Source organism: Desulfoluna sp. CYM3A (genome assembly GCF_056829965.1).
The window spans coordinates 3,748,112-3,769,557 of sequence record NZ_CP186556.1; the positions used below are offsets into that span (position 1 = coordinate 3,748,112).

Consider the following 21,446-nt stretch of genomic DNA (forward strand, 5'->3'; position numbering starts at 1 on the left):
TTTTATTTGCGCCAGAACTCCGGCACCAGAAAAATGATGACCGTATAGATTTCAAGGCGCCCAAGGAGCATGCACCAGATAAGGAGCCACTTCCCCCCCTGGGGGATCAGGGCGAAGTTTTCCGCAGGCCCCACCAGGCCGAAACCGGGCCCGATGTTACCGATACAGGAACCCACAGCGGTAAACGCCGTGACAAAATCCACGCCCATGCCCGCCAGCACCGCAGAGCAGAGGGCAAACAGGCCCACATAGATGCACACAAAGCCGATGATGCTGCGCATGACGTCCTCGGAGACCGCCTTGCCACCCAGCTTGATGGTGGCCACGGCCCGGGGATGGATCAGCATGTAAAGCTCCCGATAGCAGTACTTCAGGCAAAGCATCACCCGCACGATCTTCATGCCGCCCCCGGTGGACCCTGCCGAGGCCCCGATGAACATACACAGAAAGATCAGCACCTGGCTCAGGCCCGGCCAGAGCTCGTAATCGGCGGTGGCATAGCCCGTGGTGGTGATGATGGAGACCACCTGAAAGGAGCCGTAACGAAAGGCCTCGGGAAGGCTCTGATAGACGGTGCCGTAGATATCGAAGGTCACCGCAACCGAAAGCCCCAGCACAATAATAAGGAACCATCGGCATTCGGAATCCCGCCAGAAGATCAGGGTCCGCCCCCGCAGCATCTGGTAATGAAGGGAAAAGTTGATCCCGGCAAGCACCATAAAGACGATGATCACCCCGTCGAGATAGGCGCTGTTAAAGCCCGCCACCGAGGCGTTCTTCGTGGAAAAGCCCCCCGTGGGCATGGTGGTGAAAGTGTGGCAGAGGGCGTCATAGAGATCCATACCCCCGAAGAGAAGAAGCACCACCTCCACCACGGAGATCATGGCATACACCTTCCAGAGGATGGAGGCGGTCTCCGAGAGCCGGGGTTTCAGCTTATCCGGCACCGGGCTCGGCACCTCAGCCTTGTAAAGCTGCATCCCCCCCACCCCCAGAAACGGAAGGATGGCCAGGGAGAGGACGATAATCCCCATGCCGCCGAGCCACTGGATCAGGCTCCTCCAGAAGAGGAGCCCCTTGGGCACCGCCTCGATGTTGGTCAGCACGGATGAACCCGTGGTGGTGAAACCGGACACCGACTCGAAAAAGGCATCCACAAAATGGGGAAAGGCCCCGCTTATATAAAAGGGAAGAGCCCCGTAAAGCCCCACCACGGTCCAGCCCACGGCCACGATGGCCATGCCTTCCCGCTGGCTGATGTTGTCGAAGCTGGTGTCCCGGCAAATCAGGATGGCAATGGCACCAGAGACGGTGGTAAAGCCCGCGGAGACTGCCAGGGCGGCAAGGTCCCCGCCTCCGTAAATCACGGAACAGATCACGGGCAGGAGCATGCAGAGCCCCAGCGCAAAGAGAAGGAACCCGGTAATGTAGGTCACGACAGGCCAGCGCATCAGAAGAACTCCAGCTTGACGGTGAGCATTTTTTCAATGCGGGGAACGGCTTCGCGCGTGGCAAAGATAATCACCCGGTCTTCGGGCTTGATGACGCTGTCCCCGGACGGAATGATCACCTCGTCGTCGCGGATGATACAGATAAGCAGCGCGCCCCGGGGGAAGGAGACCTTGCTGATGGGGGTGTCCACGATGTCCGAGGTCTGCAGGGCAACGGCCTCGATGACCTCGGCCTGCTCGCCATGAACGCTCATGGCCGAAAGCACCTTGCCTTTTCGGATATGCTGCAAAATGGAGTTAATGGCCGAGAGCCGCGGGCTCACCACCTGCTCCACGCCGATGCTTGCCATGAGTGGCATATAGCTGAACCGGCTGATCTTGGTGATGGTGTTGTCCGCCCCCACGCTCCGGGCAAGCAGGGAGACAAGGATGTTGGTCTCTTCGTCGTCGGTCAGGGAGACCACAAAGTCCATGTCCTTGATGTTTTCTTCCAGGAGCAGGCTCTGATCGGAGCCATCCCCGCAGAGGACCACGGCGCGGTTCATGCGCTCGGCAAGGTACCGGCAGCGCTCCGGGCTCCTCTCCACGATCTTGGTGTGGATGTTCTTGCTCTCCAGAAGGTCGGCCAGGCGCGTCCCGATGAGCCCGCCCCCCACGATAAGCACCCGATTCACGGGTTTCATACGGCGGTTGAAAAATCGCAGGACATCATTGAGCTTGGTGTCTTCACTGATAAAATAGACCAGGTCCCCCACTTGGAGGACATCGTTGCCGTGGGGCACAATGAGTTGCCCCTTGCGCACGATGGCGGCAATCAGAGGACGCACGCCTCCGAGCCGGGAAGAAAACTCGGCCAGCCTGAGGCCGTCCAGGGGGCTCCCCTCCTCCAGCCGCATGCCCACGATCTTCACCCGACCGCCTTCGAACTCACCCACGTCCACGGCGCCGGGCACCCGCATCAGGCGATAGATGGTCTTCACCACCTCGATCTCGGGGTTGATGATGGTATCGATATGGGGCGCACTGGTCCTGAAGTGCTCATGGTAGGCGTCGTAATCACCCAGGCGGATACGGGCCAGTTTTTTGGTGGCGGGCGAAAGGATATCGCAGGTAAGGCAGGCCACCAGGTTGGTCTCATCGCTGTCGGTAACCGCCAGCATGATATCCGCCTTTTTCACTCCGGCGTCAATGAGGACCTCGGGGCTGCTGCCCGACCCCTTCACAACCTGCACGTCCAGATTCTCAGAGACCCGTTTCAGGGCCTCGTCACTGGTGTCCACCACCACGACATCTTTATTTTCAAGGGAGAGGCGACTGGCGATGTGAAAACCCACCTCACCGGCTCCTACAATAACGATCTTCAAGCAGTATCTCCTGATCTCATTGGTTTCGGCATTTCCCCCCCGCGCGCCGTCGCCCCCCTCCGGCCTGTCCTCAAACAGGCCCGGTGCCGTCAAGGCACCGATGAGCCCTTACGGCAGCCACCAACAAAGACACCCGCAGGGCGGGTGGTGGGTTGCGGCTGGCCCGTAAAACGGCAGCACGTGCGTTATTCTCCATAGCCTTCAGGAGGTTGCATGGAAAAACGCCTGCAATATATCGCTATGTCATAGCCGATTCGCCAGCCGAGGTCAAACGAATGACCACATGGAACGTTTTTGCAGCACAGCCGAAAACAAAGCCGGGGTTTTCATCAGGACGTCGCCAGAGCCGTTTCCCCAAACAACACCCCGGCCAATGACCACGGAGCCGGTTCCCCCACCCTTGCGCCTGACAACCATGGAGCATGGCCCGGGGGAACGTCCCCGGACCATGGTTTTTAACCCATTCAGGGCTCCCGGTGCCGGATCACCCAGCCATGGTTCCCGGTAACCCGTTTTCCGCCTTCGATGACAACCTCACCGTTGACCAGCACATGGCAGATGCCGTCCGGGTACCTGTTGGGTTCATGGAGGGTGGCCCGGCAGGCGATGGCTCCAGGAGACATCACCGTGATATCCGCCTTCAGTCCGGGGTGGATGCGTCCCCGGTCCGCCATGCGCATGCGGTCGGCCGGAAGGCTGGTGATCCGCCTCACCGCCTCCTCCCAGGAGAGGAGCCCCGCCTGCTTCACGTAGCGCTGGAAGAACTGCCCCACCCATCCGTAGACGGTGGGCGCGCCGGTGTTGCCGGACAGGGGGCCGTCCGGGGCCACCGTCTGGGCATCGGAGATCACCCCGCACAGCCGGTGGGCCAGAAGCTCCCGCTGCATGGACTCGTCAAAGTTCCACCCGGCCCAGATCACCTGGGCCATCTCCTGCCCCGAGGCGCGCAGGAGGTCAAAGGCGGCGTCATGGGGATCGCACCCCATGATGGTTCCGATCTCCGCCATGGTTTTCCCCACCAGCTCCGGGTGTGTCGGAGAAAAGAACAGAGTGATGAGGTCCCAGCGTTTCTGGAGCACCAGCTGCCAGATGGGGTTGGGAGAAGCCTTCATCTTTGCCCTGGCCTCCGGGTCGGAAAGATAGCCCAGGGTGGCCTCGATCCCACCCACATGTGCCCAGGAGGGAAGCACCGAGGCCATGAGGGTCGGTCCCCAGTTGTCGGGGATCAGGTCAAAGGCCACGTCCCCACCGGTGGCGTTGAGCCGGTCGATCATGGCCAGACTGTTTGCCACGGCATCGTCCGGGGCTCCGAACTTGGGGCTGATATGGGAGATCTGGAGGCGCACCCCGGTAATGCGGGCCACAGACAGGACCTCGCTGAAGGCCATGTCGTAGTGCACGTCCCGGTTCCGCACATGGGCCGACAGGATCCCGCCCCGGTCGGCCACCACCCTGGCCAGGGCCACCAGCTCCCGGGTATCGGCATGGATGCCCGGCTCATACTCCAGCCCCAGGGAGAGGCCGTGGAACCCTTGCGCCATGGAGTCATCCAGCAGGGCACACATGGCCTGGAGCTGCTCGTCCGTGGCCTGGCCCCTGCCCTCGGGGATCACGCAACGCCGAAGGGACCCGTGGCCCACAAGGGCCGCCACGTTCACGCCAACACCGCCCCGCTTCAGGCGGTCCAGGTACTCGCCGGCGCTGCGCCAGTCCACGGCCACCCCCGGCTGGTAGCCCAGGAGCCCCTTGAGGTCCGAAGCATTGGTACACGGGGCGCAGCTGTAGCCGCACTGCCCCACCACCTCGGTGGTGACCCCCTGATGCAGAGAGCTCTGGGCCCTGCCGTCCACCAGAAAGGTAAAATCCGAATGGGTATGCAGGTCGATGAACCCCGGGCAGACCATCTGCCCCCGGGCGTCGATGACCAGGGCGGCTTTGTCGCCCTCGAATCGCTACTGCTGGAAGTATGCAGCCGTCTTTGACCGCCACATCCGCTTTAAAGGACGCTCCGCCCTCTCCGTCAATCACCACGCCGTTTTTAATGAGTACGTCAATCATGGTTACACTCCGTTAGATCATCAGGTGAACGGCTACTTAAAAAACATGTCCACCACGCCCGTGGTCAGCCAGGGCATGGCACACAGGATGGTGATGGTGGCCAGGTACGGGACAACAAAGGGAAGCACCCCAACAGAGGACTCTTCCAACGAGATCCCCGCAATGCGTGAGGAGACAAACAGGTTGACCCCGATGGGCGGTGTCAGAAAGCCCACCTCACACGTCAAAACGGTCAACACCCCGAAAAAGATGGGGTCCACCCCCATGCTTTTCACCACGGGCAGAAGAACGGCTGTAAAGATAACCACCTGGGGGATGGACTCCATCCACATCCCGGCCAGGATGTAAAGGAAGCTGATCATCATCAGCACAAGGAAGGGATTGTCGGTAAACCCGGTAAAAAAGGCCTGGACCGCAAGGGGAATGTCATAAAAGGCTACCAGCTGGCCAAAGGCCTTGGTGGAGCCCAGGATCACCAGCACCGTGCCCACCATGGTCGTGGTGAACTTCAGGCTCTCGATGACGTGGCCCACCGTAAGCTTCCTGTAGATCACGGTGCCCACGAAGAGCCCGTAAAACACCGCCACGGCCGAGGCCTCGGTGGGGGTAGTGTCCGCCGGGCAGACTGCTGAGGATGATCAGGGGCGCGCCGATGGCCCACTTCCCTTCCCAGAGGGCCCGAAAGAGAGGGGCAAAGGAAAAGTCGCCGTCCACCCTCCCGCCAAACCCGCTCACGCGGCAGACGGTGGTGGAGGTCAGGATCAGAAAGAGGATCACCATAAACCCCGGCACCAGACCGGCCAGAAACAGCTTGGGCACTGACTCCTCGGCAATGAGGGCATAAATGATCAACAGATTGCTGGGAGGGATGATGCTTCCCAGGGCCCCGGATGAGGCGGAGATCCCCGAGGCGAATTTTTTCGGGTACCCCTCGTCCACCATGGCCGGAATGGTGATGGAGCCGATGGCCGCCGTGGTGGCGGGGCCGGACCCCGTAAGGGAAGCAAAGAGCCCGCAACTCACGATGGTCACAAGGGAGGTCCCGCCCCGAAGGGAACCGACCATCTTACGGGCGATGTGGATGAGGTGCTCGGACATCCCCCCCTTTTCCATGAGCTTTCCGGCCAGCACAAACAGCGGGATGGTCATCAGGGGAAAGGATTCAAAGGCGTTGTAAGCGGTCTGGCTGAGCAGGGCAAAGGGGATATCGATAATGTGCAGGCCGATGACGGTGGCGACACCGGCCGCCCAGGGAATGGGCACGCCGATGAGCATGCAGCCCACAAAGGCGATGGACATCCACAAAGGTCCGTTCATAATTCATACTCCTTAAAACATCATGCACGAAGGGGTGCGCGTGGTCTTTTTTTTCATGCCGCCCGGGCGGACCTTATTTTACGGGTTCGTCACCGGGCAGGACGCAGGTCAGCTCACAGGTCCCGGTGCGGAGCCATCGGTAATAGAACTGAAGGATCCGGAAGGTCATCAGCGCAAAACAAAAGGGCACCACGGCCTGGGGCCACCGCTGCTCGATGCCCAGGGACGGGGAGATAAAATGGGTGCCCCAGAGGACCTTCACGTACTCCACGCCGTGAAACACCATAAAAACATTAAAGGCGCACCAGACGGCATCGCCTGCCACGATAAGGCCCACGGCGATTTTTCTGGGGAACAGCTGGACCAGGTTCAGGATACGCACATGGCTCTTTTCGGTAACGGCCAGGGCCGTGCCGAAGTAAACGGAAAACACCATGCCGTAAATGGCCAGCTCCTCTGCCCACGGGGCAGACTGATGAAAAACGTATCGCAGGATCACCTGAAGAAAGACGCAGCAGGACATCACCACAAGGGAGATCACGCACAAGGTGCTTTCGAACTTCGTGTTGAACCAGCGCATCAGGGTTGACGGGGACATCAAACGCTCCTTGACTCATGGCACAGAGCCGGATTTTTTAATTCAGGGGCTGCCCCGGGCGTTCAGGAAGGCCCGGGGCAGCGGGTAACAGCAGGTGGACGCGATCATTGCCCTGGCGAGGGGCTATGCGTCGGTTTTGCTGCCGGAGGACGCGCGGATCTGATCGACAATCTCCCGGAACTCGGCCGATCGTTTGGAGAGGATCTCATCCTGAAGCTTGCGGGCCGCTTCGATAAACGGCGTGCGGTCCGGTCGGGTGATCTTCATCCCGTTTGCCTCAAGGTAGGTGCGGCACTCCTCGATCTTCTTGAGCATATTGGCCCGGTGAATCCTTCCGGCGTCACGGCCCGCCTTGATCACGGCCTCACGCTGGGCATCGTTGAGCTTCCCCAGGAACCGCTTGCTGCAGAAGAGAGGAGAAAAAGAGGTGAAGTGATCCAGGATGGTGAGGTTGTCGGCCAAATCAAAAAACTTCTGGGAGCGGATGACGAAGGTGCCGTTGTCGCCCCCTTCCACCGTGCCGGTCTGAAGGGCCGTGGACATTTCCGACCACGCCAGGGGCACAGGCTCTGCGCCGAAGGCCTGGAAGGTGCTGATCATGATCTTGTTCTTGGGAACCCTGAGCTTGAGCCCCTTCATGTCGTCCATGCTGCGGATGGGGCGCTTGGTGTTGTACATGTCCCGGGGCTCCACCGCGTTGTAGGAGAGAAGGTAGACGCCGGTCTTGGCGTAGAGCTGATCCCGGAACCGGTCCCCGATGGGACCTTCCAGCACCTGGGAGGCATGCTCAAGGCTGTTGAAGATATACGGCAGGACAAACACGTCCATGAGGGGATAGTGGGGAGAGACGTTGTTCATGGTGATGATAAACCCGTCCACGATGCCGATCTGAAGGGATTTAAAGCCGTCTTCCTCCCCCCCGATCTGTCCGCAGCAACGACGCTTGACCACCACCTCGCCGCCGGTGTACTCATCCACCAGCCCGGAAAAGATGGTGACCAGCTCGCCGTAAGCGCTGTCATCGGCTGTCTGCCACCCCAGGTTCATGACCACCTTGGCTGAGGCCGGAGCACTGAACGCCGCCATCAGAAACAGCATCGCCACACATAAAGCCACTTTCTTCATCACGTTTCCTCCTAACAAAGTCTGGGATCATCATATTGACATCATTCTTCCACAGAGAATTGGCCACCGAAGGCCTGTTCTTGCCGTGGTATCAAGGCACAAACCATGCCACATGCCGGACAAGGCCCCTCGGGTCCCATCGACACACGCGGGCCAGACACACCACATCATGTGCAAACACTGCGGCACATCATCTATATTTGGTATCAAGCAGAAAAGACACGGAACAGCTCAGCGGGAGGAAAGCAGGCATGGCGCGGCGAGGAGGCCCGGGCAGGAGGAGGAAGCGTCCCGTTTTTTGGATCCAAAAAACGGGACGCCCATGAACACATGTCTTGATTTTTAGACGCCACCCAAAAGGGAAGGGGCTGACCCATGGCATTCAAATCAGGCCGTGGCGTTTAAGCTTTGCGTAGATGGTGGAGCGCTTGGTTTGCAGCACCCCTTCCAGGCCGTCGGGACCGGCCACCTTGCCGCCCGTAAGCCCCAGAACATAGGCGAGGTACTTTTTTTCCAGCTCTTTTAAGGTCGGCAGCCCCTCAAAGAGCTCCGTACCGGGTCCTGCCACAGGGGCAGGCAAAGACGGAGACGACTCATGGGCCTCGGGGAACAGCTCAAGCCGGTCCCCGGAGGAGAGGATCACGGCCCTTTCCATAATCCCTTTCAGCTCCCGGATATTCCCCTGCCAGGGGCGTGACTGAAGGTCGGCGATCTGCCCCGGGGTGAGACTCAGCACTGTTTTTCCGTAGCGCCTGGCAAAATGGGTCAAAAACATCTGGGCGAGATAGACAATATCTTCTGAGCGTTCCCTTAAAGGGGGAATGGTAAAGGGCAGGACAAAGAGACGATAGAAAAGGTCTTCCCGGAAGGTTCCGTCGATGACGTCCTGTTTCAAATCCCTGTTTGTGGCGGCTATCAGCCGAAAATCGGAGAGGTGTTCCTTGGTCCCCCCCACCCGGGTGAACTTGTGATTCTGGAGCACCCGCAAGAGCTTGACCTGAAGGGACAGGGAGATTTCCCCCACCTCATCGATAAAAAGGGTCCCCTGGTTGGCCAGCTCAAAAAAGCCAACCTTCTGGGAAGTCGCCCCGGTAAAGGCCCCTTTTTCGTGACCAAAAAGCTCACTTTCGATGAGAGACTCTGCCATACTCGCCGGATGCACAGGGATAAACGGGCCCTTGCGCCCGCTCTCCGAGTGGATGTGCCGGGCAAAAAGCTCCTTGCCCACCCCGGTCTCCCCCAGGATGAGGATGGTGGCATCGGTGCGTGCCGCCTGGGCCGACTTCTTCAGCAGGGGCGCCATGGAGACGCCGTAAAAGGGCTCGTGGGAGGACTCTCCGGGCACGGGGTAATACCGGGGCTGCTGCTGTGAAGCCTCCAGGATCACCGCCGAGCGGACCTCCGATGTGATGAGCAGGGCCAGGTGTTCATCCATCTCCCCGAGCAGGCGCCCCAGCCGCCCGGAGGTCTCCTGGCTCTCGGCATACAGAACCCAGGTGGACGCCCCCTGGACGCTCACGGGAATGGCAACCGCGGCAAAGGACTCCAGATTCACCCTGGGCTCAATGGCCTGGGATGCCAGGGGAAGAAGGGAGGTACACACCCCGTGGTCCAGCTCCTCCCGGGAGACATTGCATGCGGCGATACCGGTCACCGCCCCCTCGTCGACCCCCTGAACGAGTATGACCCGTTCGGCCTCAAACTCCTCTTGAATAATGGTAACAAGCTGGCGGTAGAAAATCGACGGGTCCTTATGGGACGTGAGCTTCTTGAACCGCCGGGTGCACCGCTGCGTAAGGCTTCCGGCACCCGGCTCCGGCTCCGCGATTTTTGCCTGGGGCCAGGCAATCTCTTCCAGAAACAGTGGAGGCCGCTGCCCGCCCGCCCCCTCTTTTTCCAGACGCCCCACCCGCTCCAGGAGCTGCCGGGTCTGGGGAATACGGATGGTCCCGCCTGCCTCATGGAACACCTCCATGCTCTCCGTAAGCAGCTGCCGCACAACGGGCAGGGGTTTTCCAGCGTCATAGGCCAACAGGGCCTTCTGGCGCAGGGCGGCTCCGCGCATCATCTTGTCCCCGCCGTTGAGGTTCTTCCGGGTCTCTGCCTCCACATCCACCGAAGGGATGGGGGGATACCCCCGCCTGAAAAAATCGACACTGAGCTCGTAGCTACGGGAGCGGCCAAAGAGGGTCTGCTCAAATTCACAGGACGTGAAAAACGCGTGGTACGCCTTCAGGGCCTCATAGGCCTTGTCCATCTCGCCGTAACGGCTGTGGGTACAGGCCGTCACATGGAGATAAAAGACATAGGCCATCTCGTGGAGCCGGGGGTCCAGAAGACTCCTGGCCCGGTTCAGGTACTTTTCCACCTCACCGCGATCACAACCTGCGTCCCCCAGAACCATGGTGAGCTGGAGGCACCACCACCCTTCGGTAAGCTCGTTGCCCTTCAGGTGAGCCGTGCGGCACGCGGATTTGGCAATGCCGATGGCCAGGTGAAATTTCCCCAGAAAATGGGCCGCCGACGAGGGGTAAATGCCGGAAAGATCCTTGTAGTACCTAAGGTTCCAGACATAGGAGGCCGGATCCACCTCGTTGTAGTAGTGCAGGGTCTTTTTCATGTCCCCCTGATTGAAGTGCAGGGAGGAGAGAAACATGGCGGCGATACAGAGGATATCGTTGTCCCCGAGCTCGTCAATGGCCTCCTGGCTCTCCATGAGCGACGGCAGGGCCTGGAGGGAAGAGCGCCCGGTAAAGTGATCCAGAAGGACCTCGCTGAGCTTGAGGATAATGCGCTTGCGCATGTCGCCGATGCGGATGGCGATTTCGTTGGCAAAGAAGAAGAGGCGAATGGAAAGGGAGAGGTTCCGGGCCAGATAAAGGCTGAGCCCGAGAATGGCAATGGCAAGCTCCAGAAACCGGGAGAGTTCTTCCCGGGATTTTTCCAGGGTGCGCTCTTCGTCGCAGAAAGCCAGCATCTGCTCCAGAGTCTCGGTGAGGAGCACCCGGAGCCCGGCCGTGACCGATACCTCCAGCCGGTTGGAGATATCGGCCACCAGGGCTTCAAACACAGCGATCTCGTCAGGGCCGCGGAGCCGGTCTATCTCGGAGAGAAGCCCTCCTCGGTAGGCCCGGGCCTCCAGGGTCGGGAGGTGGGCCCTGATCTCAGCTCGACCCAGCCCATCCGGGTCCAGCTGCCAGCACGCTGACCCACAGGCGTGTGCGAGCCCGGCCCCGTGGAGCCCCCGAAGGGCAAGGGACGTCTCCCGGATGGTGCTCCCCGTCCATTCGGCAAGAACGGACTCATGGATATGGGACCTCACAAACGCCAGCACGCTCAAGGCGACAACCTGATCTTCCGTCAATGCCGATAAACGATGCACAACTCTCCCCGCTCTTAAACATTGCCTGCACCGCGGCATAACCCGAAGCAACGCCAAGGGGCGCAGGTTTTCATTTACAATAAACGTATACCCCCGACGATATGGCACTTCAGGGCCCATCGTCAATAGCAGCCTTCCATGGCCAAAGTCCGTGCCTCCGACGGCGAGGTGAGCCACCTCAAACACGCATTTCCATGATCGATTTATGCGCACAAAAGACAATGATCCGAAACATGAGCCACGCTTCCGTGCAATCTGAACAGAGATGACCGCATGTACCTGTTGTTTATTTGTAATGGCTTTTACATACAAGCTGTTGTATTATCTATATCAGTACGTTGTTTACTAAAACGCCGCATCGAAACACATTCTGACATCGTTCCCACTCTCCCTGGACGGAGCCCTTCCCCGCCCCCCCTTGCCGCTGACGCACCGCCCGAACACCAGCACCCCGAACAACCCGTTGATCGCAAGATCTGATCGTTTCCTTATATTAGGGGAGAGGCCAGTTAATCCACCCATCCCCTGTACCGAACCCCCGACCCCTCTTCACCCCTTGGGCGGGAAGAGCTTGTCCGCATGTACGACGACGCCATGGACCACCTCACCCTTGCCCGTTGCAGCGGAGCCGAGGGCCAGAAAAAAAACATCTCCACCGTGGTCAAGATCCTAAACCACCTCAAGGAGGCACGGGAACACGCCCCCTCCCAGGGAGAGGACGGTACCGACCTTTCGGCCCTGTTCGGTTACATGATTGACCGCCTCTCCATCAGCCACTCGGGCCTCGGCATCGACCCCATCAACGAGGTAAGCTGGCTGATCCGCAACCTCAAAGAGCTCTCCACTCCCACGAAAAAGCCGGATCGCCCCGCAGATATCCCACACTCTTAAGTCAATAAGGGCCAAAAAAAATGCCCCGGCCCAACAGGACCGGGGCGTCCCAAAACATTGAATTTCTATTCTTTCGGATCCCAGCCCCGTCATCCCGCCCTATTCCTTCCTTGTTTTTCAACAGCCCATCGTCATTTTTATTTAAAGAATACGAAAAATCCTCCGATATGTTTTTTATACCGCGGGTGATCCGGCACCAGCCTTTGGAAAAAGGATTTTCCAAAACCACACAGGGCGCCCCAAACGGTATACGACAAGTTGACTTCACGGCACGGATGCCGACCATTGAAAGTTTATTTCACGGAGGAAATCACATGGCACTTTCAATCAACACCAACGTCACCTCTCTCACCGCCCAGCGTAACCTGGGTAACACCGCGTCAGGCCTCAATAAATCGCTCCAGCGACTCTCTTCCGGCCTGAGAATCAACTCTGCAAAAGACGACGCCGCCGGCCTGGCCATTACCGACCGTATGACTTCCCAGATCCGTGGCCTGAACCAGGCGGTTCGAAACGCCAACGACGGTATCTCCCTGGCCCAGACCGCTGAAGGGGCCCTCCAGGAGACCACCAACGGACTCCAGCGAATTCGCGAACTGTCCGTACAGGCGGCCAACGACACCAACACCGCTGAAGACCGGGCATCCATCCAGCTTGAGATCGACCAGCTGGTTTCCGAGATCGACCGAATCGCAGAAGCCACCACCTTCAACAACAAAAACATCCTCAACGGCAGCTCCGGTACCTTCACCTTCCAGGTGGGCGCCAACGCCAACGAGACCATTGGTGTGGACCTGGTCAACGTCAAGGCCAACGCCCTGGGCCAGCAGCCCGGCATCGTACAGTCCACCGCCTCCCGCGTCTCCCTGACCAACGACGCCGCCGACGCCGGCAGCATCGGTATCCAGGAAGGGGCCGTAGGCAGCACCCTCACCGCCGGGGACGTCAGCGTCCAGGTGGACGGTGCCTCCTCTGTGGACATCGCCCAGGCCAAGTACGGCGGCGACATCACCTCCGCCTCCACGGCCGACCTCAAGGACACCAACGCAGCCAACTACGGCAGCGGTAGTGCAAAGGCCATTGCCGATCGAATCAACAACATCCGCGAGATGAACGAGGAAGATCCCGGCGAAGGCATGGAAGGCACCAGCCTTGAGGGCGTGTACGCCAAGGCGTCCACCAGCTTCCAGGCATCCGACATGGACGCCGCCGACTACTCCGGCTCTGCCGTGGCAGGGGATGGCCCCAGCAACGTCGGCGTCGGCCGCATCGGCAACAGCGACCTGATGATCAACGGTGTGGGCGTGGGCCCTGCAGACTTCAAAGAGAACGACGCCGACGGCAGCCTCACCAACGCCATCAACGCCAAGAGTCACCTCACCGGCGTTACCGCCAGCGTGGATGACGACGGCGAGCTGACCCTGGCTGCCGACGACGGCCGTGACATCGTGCTGAGCACCACCAACGCGGAAGTCACCAACCTCGTCTTCGGCGGCGGCGTGAAGTCCACCTCCTTTGACTCTAACTTCAACGACCTGCGCATCACCGGTTCTGTCTCCCTGACGGCCTCAGACACCCTGAGCCTGTCCGGCACCAACGCCACGGACGCCGGTTTCGCAACCCTCTCCGAGGACAACGTCCAGGCCAAGGGCTCCATTGCCAACGCCGACGTCTCCACGGTGGAAGCGGCCAACGAAACCATCAAGTCGGTGGACAGCGCCATCCGCCAGGTGGACGACATGCGCGCCAACCTGGGTGCGGTCCAGAACCGTTTTGACTCCACCATCCAGAACCTCTCCAACGTTTCTGAGAACCTGAGTGCGTCACGTTCCCGTATCCTTGATACGGACTTCGCCTCCGAGACGGCCAACATGACCAAACTCCAGGTCATGCAGCAGGCCGGTACCGCCATGCTTGCACAGGCGAACCAGCTGCCGCAGTCCGTTCTCAGCCTGATCGGGTAACAATAAGGAACCGTCTCACCCTCAGTAAGAGAAGGTTTGCCTTTATCCGGTTGTTCAGGATAAAACGAGTGCACAGGGAACCTGCATAGTCAAAAAAGCCCCTGGGCGATCTCAATCGCCCGGGGGCTTTCCCCGACACCTTTTGCAGGAACCGTGTTCACCGAAAAACGTTCACAAAGGCATCGGGCCGCCCCACGGCGGATGCCAAAGGAGCAGGATCATGGGAGTGTCGGTAGGCGGCATCGTTTCGGGGATCGATCTCGACGGCATCGTCGAACAGATTACCGAAGTGGAAAAGAGACCCGTCAAAGCGTTGGAAGCGAAGAAAGAGGACTTCAAGGTCCTGATCTCCGCATACGCCAACCTGTCGAAGGAGCTCTCCGGCCTCAGCAACGCTGCCCGCTCCCTCCGGTACCCCAGCGCCTACACCGCCCGCACGGCCACCAGCCCCGACCCCGAGAGCTACACCGTCTCCGCCGGATCCTTTGCCCGGACCGGAACCTACAGCCTGGAAGTCCATCAGCTGGCCACGAGCCAGAAGCTGGCTGCCGGGCCCTTCACGGAAGACGCGCTTCCCGGTGGCGGGACCCTGAGCATCCAGGTGGGCGACGGCGATCCCATGGAGATCACAGCAGGGGCCAACTTCTCCCTCCACGACCTGGCCAACGCCATCAACGCCGAAAAAGGCGCTGTGACGGCCGGGGTGATCTTTGACGGCACCCATCATTTCCTGACCCTGTCGGCCAACGACACCGGAGCGGCCAACACCATCTCCGTTGACGTGATCGAAGACGAAGACGGGGACACAGGGGATAACGCCGGGCTCTCCGCCCTGGTGGCCTACGGAGACGAGGAAGGGGAAGGAGCCGGAGACAAGGCCTTTTCCGTGACCCAGGAAGCCAAGGATGCCATCATCTCCGTGGACGGGGTCCAGGGAATCCACCGGCCCTCCAACACCATCGAAGACGTGGTCAAGGACGTCACCCTGACCCTCTCCGGGACAGCCCCGGCCACCACCTTCAACGTGGCACTGGACCAGGGAGCCATCTCCGAGAAGCTCGAAACCTTTGTGGAAAAGTACAACAATGTCCTCACCTTCTTCTTCAACAGCCAGAAGTACAACGGCGAAGGGGAAGAGCAGGGCACCCTCTTCGGCGACCAGACCGCCAACCGCATTAACGGCGCCCTGACCCGCTCCACCGCGGGCACAGTGTCCGGAAACGACAGCTTCCGCTATCTTTCCGATGTCGGGGTGACCATGCGGCGGGTCACGGACAAAGAAGATCCCGAGTACGGCAAGCCCTATCTGGAACTGAACCAGGAGACCCTTTCCCGAGCCCTTGAAGAACACCCCGACGACCTGAAGCGGTTTTTTACCAGCATCGACGAAGGGGAAGAGGGATTTGCGGTTCGCATGTGCACCCTCATCGAAGGGTTCAACGACCCCACAGGCGGCATCTTAGCCTCCGGGAGCAAGGGCCTCAAAACCAAGATCGGCAGCATCGACAAGCAGATTACGCGCATCGGGGACAAGGCGGAACGTTCCGAGGAGAGACTTCGGAACAAGTTCAACTCCCTTGAGAGCCTGCTTGCCGAATACAAAGTCACAAGCGATCACCTCGCCTCGCAGTTGAAGGCTTTGCCCGGGGTATCCAAAGAGTAGAACCGGAACCGGTGCCACTCACCTTAGTTTCCGTTACAGTTGAAGGAGTTCACACCCATGACACCCATGACCTACAGTGCATATGCCGCATCGGCCGCCCGAGAGGACCTTCCCCAGGATCGTATCCTCATCATGCTCTACGAAGGGGCCATCAAGTTCATCCACCTGGCCGTGCGGGGCATCGAGGAAAAACGACCGGCGCTCAAAGGGGAGTACATCTCCAAAGTCCTGGCCATCATCACCGAGCTCAGCACCGCCCTCGACATGGAGCGCGGTGGGGAGATCGCCGAAAACCTCGCCGCTCTGTACGACTACATGGTCCGGCGCCTCACCGAGGCGAACATCCACAACCGCACCGAGCCCCTCCATGAGGTGGAGGCCCTCCTCGTAAGCCTCAACGAAGGTTTTACCGAGGCCTCGCGCACCCGACGCCAGTCGTCGGTAAGGCGCCCTGAAAAGCCGAGGGAGAGCTGTGGTGTCTGTGTTGCCATCTGAGACCCCGGCCGATGTCATGGCACGCATGGAGGCCCTCATGGACCAGGTGGAGACGTCCCTGACCTCCGCCGACCCCGAGGCCCTCTTCACCCTGGCCCGGTGCCAGGCCGACCTGGTGGGCAAGCTCAAGGAGCTGCCCATGGACAGGTCCCACGCCGATCTCCTTTCCCGCATCCTGGAACGGAGCCGGCACCTTGCCCTGCGCATTGAAGAAGAGATGGGCGCCATCCGGTCCCAGCTCACTGCCTCGGCAAACAAAAAGCGAATCCGGGGAGCCTATGCCTCCCCGTATTGACACAAGGCGGCATCGACCCTGCCGTCACAAACCTTTGGAAAAACCAGGCCCTGCCAAGGCGAGCCTTTGCACCCTTCAGGGCGCATGGATAAAGAGAGTTCACCATGATGCAAACCGTATCGAACGTTCAACCCCAGATGCCCCAAAGACGGGATGATGTCTCTGCCACGGAACCCGTCCGCAGAGCCCCCGGATCCGGGGCCACCTCGGACAACAAGGCCAGCACCGAGGAGCGCCAGGAAAAAGTGCGCAGCGACCGGGAAGACCGGCTTCGCGAAGAAAACCTCTCCCAGGAGACCCTTGACGAAATCTCCCGGGACCTGGACACCCTGCACGCCGTCGGCCTGAATTTCACGCGGCATGACGAAACCGGTCGCACCATGGTTCGGATCACGAACCGCGATACCGAAGAGGTTATCCGTGAAATCCCTGCCAAGCAGGTCCTTGACCTGGCAGCAAAAATCGAAGAGATGGTCGGCATCATCTTCGACGAAAAAGTGTAACGGCCCACTCCCCCCCACACCCGATTCTTGCCCGTCACACCTCCCTTTGAAGCCGGTCTTACCGGAACAGGAGACATGCATCCTTTTTCCGCAGCGTCCCCTTCCCCCTCGCCTAACGGGCGGCCCTGCCGATTTATGTTCCCCAGGCTTTCACTTTTTTTCGGAATCGGGGTCCTGTCTCCCTGGTGTTTTCTGTGTCATCTCGCCGAGATAATGGACCATCATCGCCCCCCAAACGCACTGTTACCCCCTAAGAACATTGTTGAATTCATTTGCTTTTCATGTTTTTTTTTGCTAATTTTTACAACTTAACCCTGGTATGGTGCTAGAATAATAAGTCATTTCATACCGGAGGCACACCTAAGCGAAATACGGCACACGAAGCGATTTTGGGAAGAGATAGCGGATCACAGCACCGGATATGCACCGGCGCTTTTTCCGCAGCTGAAACAACGACCGAAGCTCCGCACATGTCCCCTACTCCGGGACACCCTGCGCCTCCCCACGGAGGACACCGCGGAGCCTACGGACCGTTTTTTTAACAACACACTAATTTCAGGAAACCTGCCGCGAACGTAACGATACTGGCACTGACATCCATCCTGCTCATGGGAGCGGCCCTTTTGGTATCGGGATGTTCAAAACCGGAAGAAGAAGTAAAGACAACGTTAAACACAACGGTCCATCTTGCCATGGACGCCGACCCGGTCTCCCTGGACCCCCATATTCAGCTCTCCGGCGGCATGCTGGCATACTCCCACGTGGCCTTCGATCCCTTGGTCCGCTGGACCCGCGACATGTCCATTGAGGGCAGGCTCGCAGAAAAGTGGGAGCGCCTGGACCCGTTGACCGTCCGATTCTGGCTGAGAAAAGGCGTTACCTTCCACAGCGGCAACCCCTTCACCGCCAAGGACGTGGTCTGGACCTTCAAGCGTCTCCAGAAAAGCATCGACTACAAAGGCCTTTTCGAGCCCTTTGAGAGCATCAACATCGTCGACGACCACACCATCGACATCGTCACCAAGCGTCCCTACCCCCTCCTCCTACATCTTCCCCATGGACAGCGTCTTCTACACCGGCACCGATGAAAACGGTCAGCCCAAGGACGCCCAGGTCAAGAGCGGCCCCTCCTTTGCCCTCAACCACGAGTCCGGCACCGGCCCCTTCCGCGTCATCTCCCGCGAACACGGCGTCAAGACCGTTTACGAGCGCTACGCCGATTACTGGGACAAGGCCTCCCCCGGCAACGTGGAAAAAATCGTGCTCACCCCCATCAAGAACACCGCCACCCGCGTGGCCTCGCTGCTCTCCGGAGACACCGACTTCATCTACCCCGTCTCCCCCCAGGACTTCAACCAGATTGAAAGCAACGAAAAAACCAAGCTCGTTACCATGGGCGGCACCCGAATCATCACCCTTCAGCTCAACCAGACCCGGCGCCCCGAGTTCAAGGACGTACGCGTTCGCCAGGCCATTGTCCATGCCATCAACAACGAAGGCATCGTCAAAAACATCATGAAAGGGTTTGCCACCACTGCAGGTCAGCAGAGCCCCAAAGGCTACCTGGGCTACAAAGAGAACCTGGTGCCCCGCTACGATCTGGAAAAGGCCAAGGCCCTCATGAAAGAAGCCGGCTACGAAAACGGCTTCGAGTGCTCCATGATCTCCCCCAACAACCGCTACGTCAACGATGCCAAGATCGCAGAAGCAGCAGCCAACATGCTGGCCAAGATCAACATCAAGGTGACCTTGCAGACCATGCCCAAGGCCCAGTACTGGGATGAATTCGACGCCAAGGTGGCCGACATCCAGCTCATCGGATGGCACGCGGATACCGAAGACTCCGGCAACTTCACCGAGTACCTCACCATGTGCATCAACACCGAGACCGGCTACGGCCAGTACAACAGCGGGACGTACTGCAACGCTCGCGTAGATGAGCTCACCCTGGCCGCCCAGTCCGAGACCGACACGGCCAAACGTACCGCCATGCTCCAGGAGATCGAGCAGACCCTTTACGACGAGGCGGCCTTCGTGCCCCTGCACTGGCAGAACCTGGCCTGGGCCTCGAAAAATAACCTCGACATCGAGCCCATTGTCAACACCATGAACTTCCCCTACCTCGGCGATCTCGTCGTCAAGTAAGGGATGTAAAATAGACGCTCCCTGGCCGGTTCCACCGATATCTTCCGGTTGAACCGGCCATTTATTTTGGCGGATTCATTTGCATTTCACCGCCCATGTATGCTTGAATACGAGCGTTTCGTTTACCGGTGAGGGAACATATTCCTCGCCAGCTGTACCCGCTGCCTGCCGGTGCCCGCACAGGACACCGGCAGGCAGCGGGTAGAACGCCCACGGGAAGCGTTGCGGCCCAGTGCCGCACCAACGCACGCCCCTCGCACCGTGACAATTAAGGACGCGACCATACCCATGTTTGCATTTACCGTAAAACGCATTTTACAGGCACTGTTCGTCATGCTGGTCATCAGCTTGCTGGGCTTCTCCATCAAACACCAGTTCGGCGACCCCGTCCGGGACATGGTGGGGGTCCGGGTGTCGGTTCAGGAGCGCGAGCAGCTCCGGGACCAGATGGGACTGAACGACCCCTTCTTCACCCAGTACGGACGGTTTCTCAAAAACGCCGCCCACGGGGACTTAGGCACCAGCTTCATCCACAAGAAACAGGCCTTACACGTGATCCTGGCCAAGGCACCGGCCACCATTGAGCTGGTCTTTGCCGCCAGCCTCATCGTGATCCTCATCTCCGTGCCCGCAGGCATCTTCGCCGCCATCAACCCCCGCCACTGGTTTTCACGCCTCACCATGGGCACCAGCATCGTGGGGGTCTCCATCCCGGTCTTCCTCACCGCCATTCTCATGATCTACCTCTTTTCGGTGACCCTTGAATGGTTTCCCTCCTACGGCAGGGGGGACACGGTGAACCTGTGGGGATGGCAGACAGGCCTTCTCACCCTGGACGGCCTGAAGCACCTCGTCATGCCGGCCATCGCCCTCTCCTCCATCATGCTGCCGCTCTTCATCCGGCTCATCCGCTCGGAGATGATGGAGGTCCTGGAGACCGAATACATTCGGTTTGCCTACGCAAAGGGCCTCAAAAAGCAGCGCATCTGGTTCGTGCACGCCTTCAAGAACACCCTGCTGCCCGTCATCACCGTGGGCGGCGTCCAGCTGGGCATCATGCTGGCCTACACCATCCTCACCGAAACGGTTTTTCAGTGGACCGGCATGGGCTTTATGTTCCTTGAAGCGGTCCAGCGCTCCGACACCACCCTTCTGGTGGCCTACATCATCTTTGTGGGCGCTCTCTTTGTCGTCGTCAACACCATGGTGGTGCTGGTTGCTATGGTCTCGTCAATCCCACCATCCGGGTATCGGGGAGAAAATGAAACAGTCACTTAGAAATTTCAAAGATTCGTACTTTTTTTATAGCTTCAAGCGGGACAAAATCGCTGTGGTCAGCTTCGCCATTCTGCTGGTGCTCATGATCGTCAGCTTCTCGGCCCCCCTTCTCGCCCCTTACAACCCGTACGACTCCGAAACCATCGACATCTTGAATTCGGAGCTTCCCCCGGCCTGGATGGATGGCGGTTCCTCCACCTTCCTCCTGGGCACGGACCAGCAGGGTCGGGACCTTCTTTCCACCATGATGTACGGCATGCGCCTGTCGGTGCTCATCGGTCTGGGAGCCGTGGTACTCCAGGCATTTCTCGGAATCACCGTGGGGCTCTTTGCGGGCTATTTAGGGGGCAGGCTGGACAACTTTCTCATGCGCATGGCCGATATCCAGCTCTCCTTTGCCACCATGATGGTGGCCATCCTCATCAGCGCCATCTTCCAGACAGTGTTCGGTGAGAACCGCTACAACGATCTGGCCGTCCCTTTGCTGGTGGTGATCATCGGTATTGCCGAGTGGCCCCAGTACGCCCGGACGGTCCGCGCCTCGGTGCTGGGAGAAAAGGGCAAGGAGTACGTGGAAGCCGCTCGGGTGGTGGGGCTTTCCCGCCTGCGCATCATGTTCCGCCACATCCTGCCCAACACCATGAGCTCGGTGCTGGTCATCTCCACGGTCCAGGTGGCCAACGCCATCATGAGCGAGGCCGCCCTATCCTTCCTCGGCCTGGGCATGCCCGTGAACCGACCCTCCCTGGGCTCTCTGATCAACGCCGGATTTGAATACATCTTCAGCGGTGTCTGGTGGATCACCCTCTTTCCCGGCCTCTTTCTCGTGGTCCTCGTCCTTGTCATCAACCTCCTCGGGGACTGGCTCAGGGATGTGCTCAACCCCAAGCTTTACAAAGGATAAAGGCGACACCCAA

Annotated in this window: 17 protein-coding genes and 1 pseudogene; 10 read left to right on the forward strand and 8 right to left on the reverse strand. The window is 59.5% G+C overall.

What is annotated here, in order from left to right:
- Positions 1-2: 2 nt before the first annotated feature.
- The 8 genes and pseudogenes from ACOYW1_RS19085 to ACOYW1_RS19120 all read right to left on the reverse strand — a co-directional run bounded on the left by ACOYW1_RS19085 (position 3) and on the right by ACOYW1_RS19120 (position 11,295).
- Complete coding sequence (locus tag ACOYW1_RS19085; RefSeq protein ID WP_482419306.1) at positions 3-1,451, reverse strand: TrkH family potassium uptake protein; 1,449 nt, start codon at positions 1,449-1,451, stop codon at positions 3-5.
- Complete coding sequence (trkA, locus tag ACOYW1_RS19090) at positions 1,451-2,815, reverse strand: Trk system potassium transporter TrkA (RefSeq protein WP_482417382.1); 1,365 nt, start codon at positions 2,813-2,815, stop codon at positions 1,451-1,453. Before trkA ends, ACOYW1_RS19085 begins: the two co-directional genes overlap by 1 nt.
- Before the next feature lie 464 nt (positions 2,816-3,279).
- Positions 3,280-4,743 (reverse strand): N-acyl-D-amino-acid deacylase family protein, encoded by a 1,464-nt coding sequence (locus tag ACOYW1_RS19095; RefSeq protein ID WP_482423767.1) that lies wholly within the window; start codon positions 4,741-4,743, stop codon positions 3,280-3,282.
- A gap of 162 nt (positions 4,744-4,905) precedes the next feature.
- Positions 4,906-5,460 (reverse strand): TRAP transporter large permease subunit, encoded by a 555-nt coding sequence (locus ACOYW1_RS19100; RefSeq protein WP_482419307.1) that lies wholly within the window; start codon positions 5,458-5,460, stop codon positions 4,906-4,908.
- A 49-nt stretch (positions 5,461-5,509) separates the two neighbouring features.
- A pseudogene (locus ACOYW1_RS19105) lies at positions 5,510-6,190 on the reverse strand (TRAP transporter large permease subunit); the annotation flags it as partial.
- A 73-nt stretch (positions 6,191-6,263) separates the two neighbouring features.
- Entirely contained in the window at positions 6,264-6,788 is a 525-nt protein-coding gene (locus ACOYW1_RS19110) for a TRAP transporter small permease (RefSeq protein WP_180140518.1), read from the reverse strand.
- Between the two features lie 123 nt (positions 6,789-6,911).
- Complete coding sequence (locus ACOYW1_RS19115; protein WP_482423768.1) at positions 6,912-7,913, reverse strand: TRAP transporter substrate-binding protein; 1,002 nt, start codon at positions 7,911-7,913, stop codon at positions 6,912-6,914.
- A 382-nt stretch (positions 7,914-8,295) separates the two neighbouring features.
- Entirely contained in the window at positions 8,296-11,295 is a 3,000-nt protein-coding gene (locus ACOYW1_RS19120; protein WP_482419308.1) for a sigma-54 interaction domain-containing protein, read from the reverse strand.
- Between the two features lie 579 nt (positions 11,296-11,874).
- On the opposite strand from ACOYW1_RS19120, the gene ACOYW1_RS19125 reads away from it, so the two are divergent.
- From ACOYW1_RS19125 to ACOYW1_RS19170, 10 genes are all read left to right on the forward strand, one after another.
- The gene (locus ACOYW1_RS19125) at positions 11,875-12,186 is read left to right on the forward strand and encodes a hypothetical protein (protein WP_482419309.1); all 312 of its coding nucleotides are present in this window, start codon (positions 11,875-11,877) and stop codon (positions 12,184-12,186) included.
- Between the two features lie 314 nt (positions 12,187-12,500).
- Positions 12,501-14,150, forward strand: coding sequence for a flagellin N-terminal helical domain-containing protein (locus ACOYW1_RS19130; RefSeq protein ID WP_482419310.1), 1,650 nt, complete (start codon positions 12,501-12,503; stop codon positions 14,148-14,150).
- 220 nt (positions 14,151-14,370) lie between these two features.
- Positions 14,371-15,813, forward strand: a complete 1,443-nt coding sequence (gene fliD / locus ACOYW1_RS19135) for a flagellar filament capping protein FliD (RefSeq protein ID WP_482417387.1) — start codon at positions 14,371-14,373, stop codon at positions 15,811-15,813.
- Positions 15,814-15,870: 57 nt separating this feature from the next.
- Complete coding sequence (gene fliS, locus ACOYW1_RS19140) at positions 15,871-16,308, forward strand: flagellar export chaperone FliS (protein ID WP_482419311.1); 438 nt, start codon at positions 15,871-15,873, stop codon at positions 16,306-16,308.
- A complete protein-coding gene (locus ACOYW1_RS19145) occupies positions 16,289-16,603 on the forward strand; it encodes a hypothetical protein (RefSeq protein WP_482419312.1) in 315 nt (104 codons plus the stop codon). The genes fliS and ACOYW1_RS19145 overlap by 20 nt, the downstream gene beginning before the upstream one ends.
- 104 nt (positions 16,604-16,707) lie before the next feature.
- Entirely contained in the window at positions 16,708-17,106 is a 399-nt protein-coding gene (locus ACOYW1_RS19150; protein WP_482419313.1) for a flagellar protein FlaG, read from the forward strand.
- Between the two features lie 692 nt (positions 17,107-17,798).
- Positions 17,799-18,194: an ABC transporter substrate-binding protein gene (locus tag ACOYW1_RS19155; protein ID WP_482419314.1), complete on the forward strand. Its 396-nt coding sequence runs from the start codon at positions 17,799-17,801 to the stop codon at positions 18,192-18,194.
- Positions 18,163-19,251, forward strand: a complete 1,089-nt coding sequence (locus tag ACOYW1_RS19160; RefSeq protein ID WP_482419315.1) for an ABC transporter substrate-binding protein — start codon at positions 18,163-18,165, stop codon at positions 19,249-19,251. The genes ACOYW1_RS19155 and ACOYW1_RS19160 overlap by 32 nt, the downstream gene beginning before the upstream one ends.
- A 288-nt stretch (positions 19,252-19,539) precedes the next feature.
- Positions 19,540-20,529, forward strand: coding sequence for an ABC transporter permease (locus ACOYW1_RS19165; RefSeq protein WP_482419316.1), 990 nt, complete (start codon positions 19,540-19,542; stop codon positions 20,527-20,529).
- Positions 20,513-21,433, forward strand: coding sequence for an ABC transporter permease (locus ACOYW1_RS19170; RefSeq protein ID WP_482417393.1), 921 nt, complete (start codon positions 20,513-20,515; stop codon positions 21,431-21,433). The genes ACOYW1_RS19165 and ACOYW1_RS19170 overlap by 17 nt, the downstream gene beginning before the upstream one ends.
- Positions 21,434-21,446: the final 13 nt, after the last annotated feature.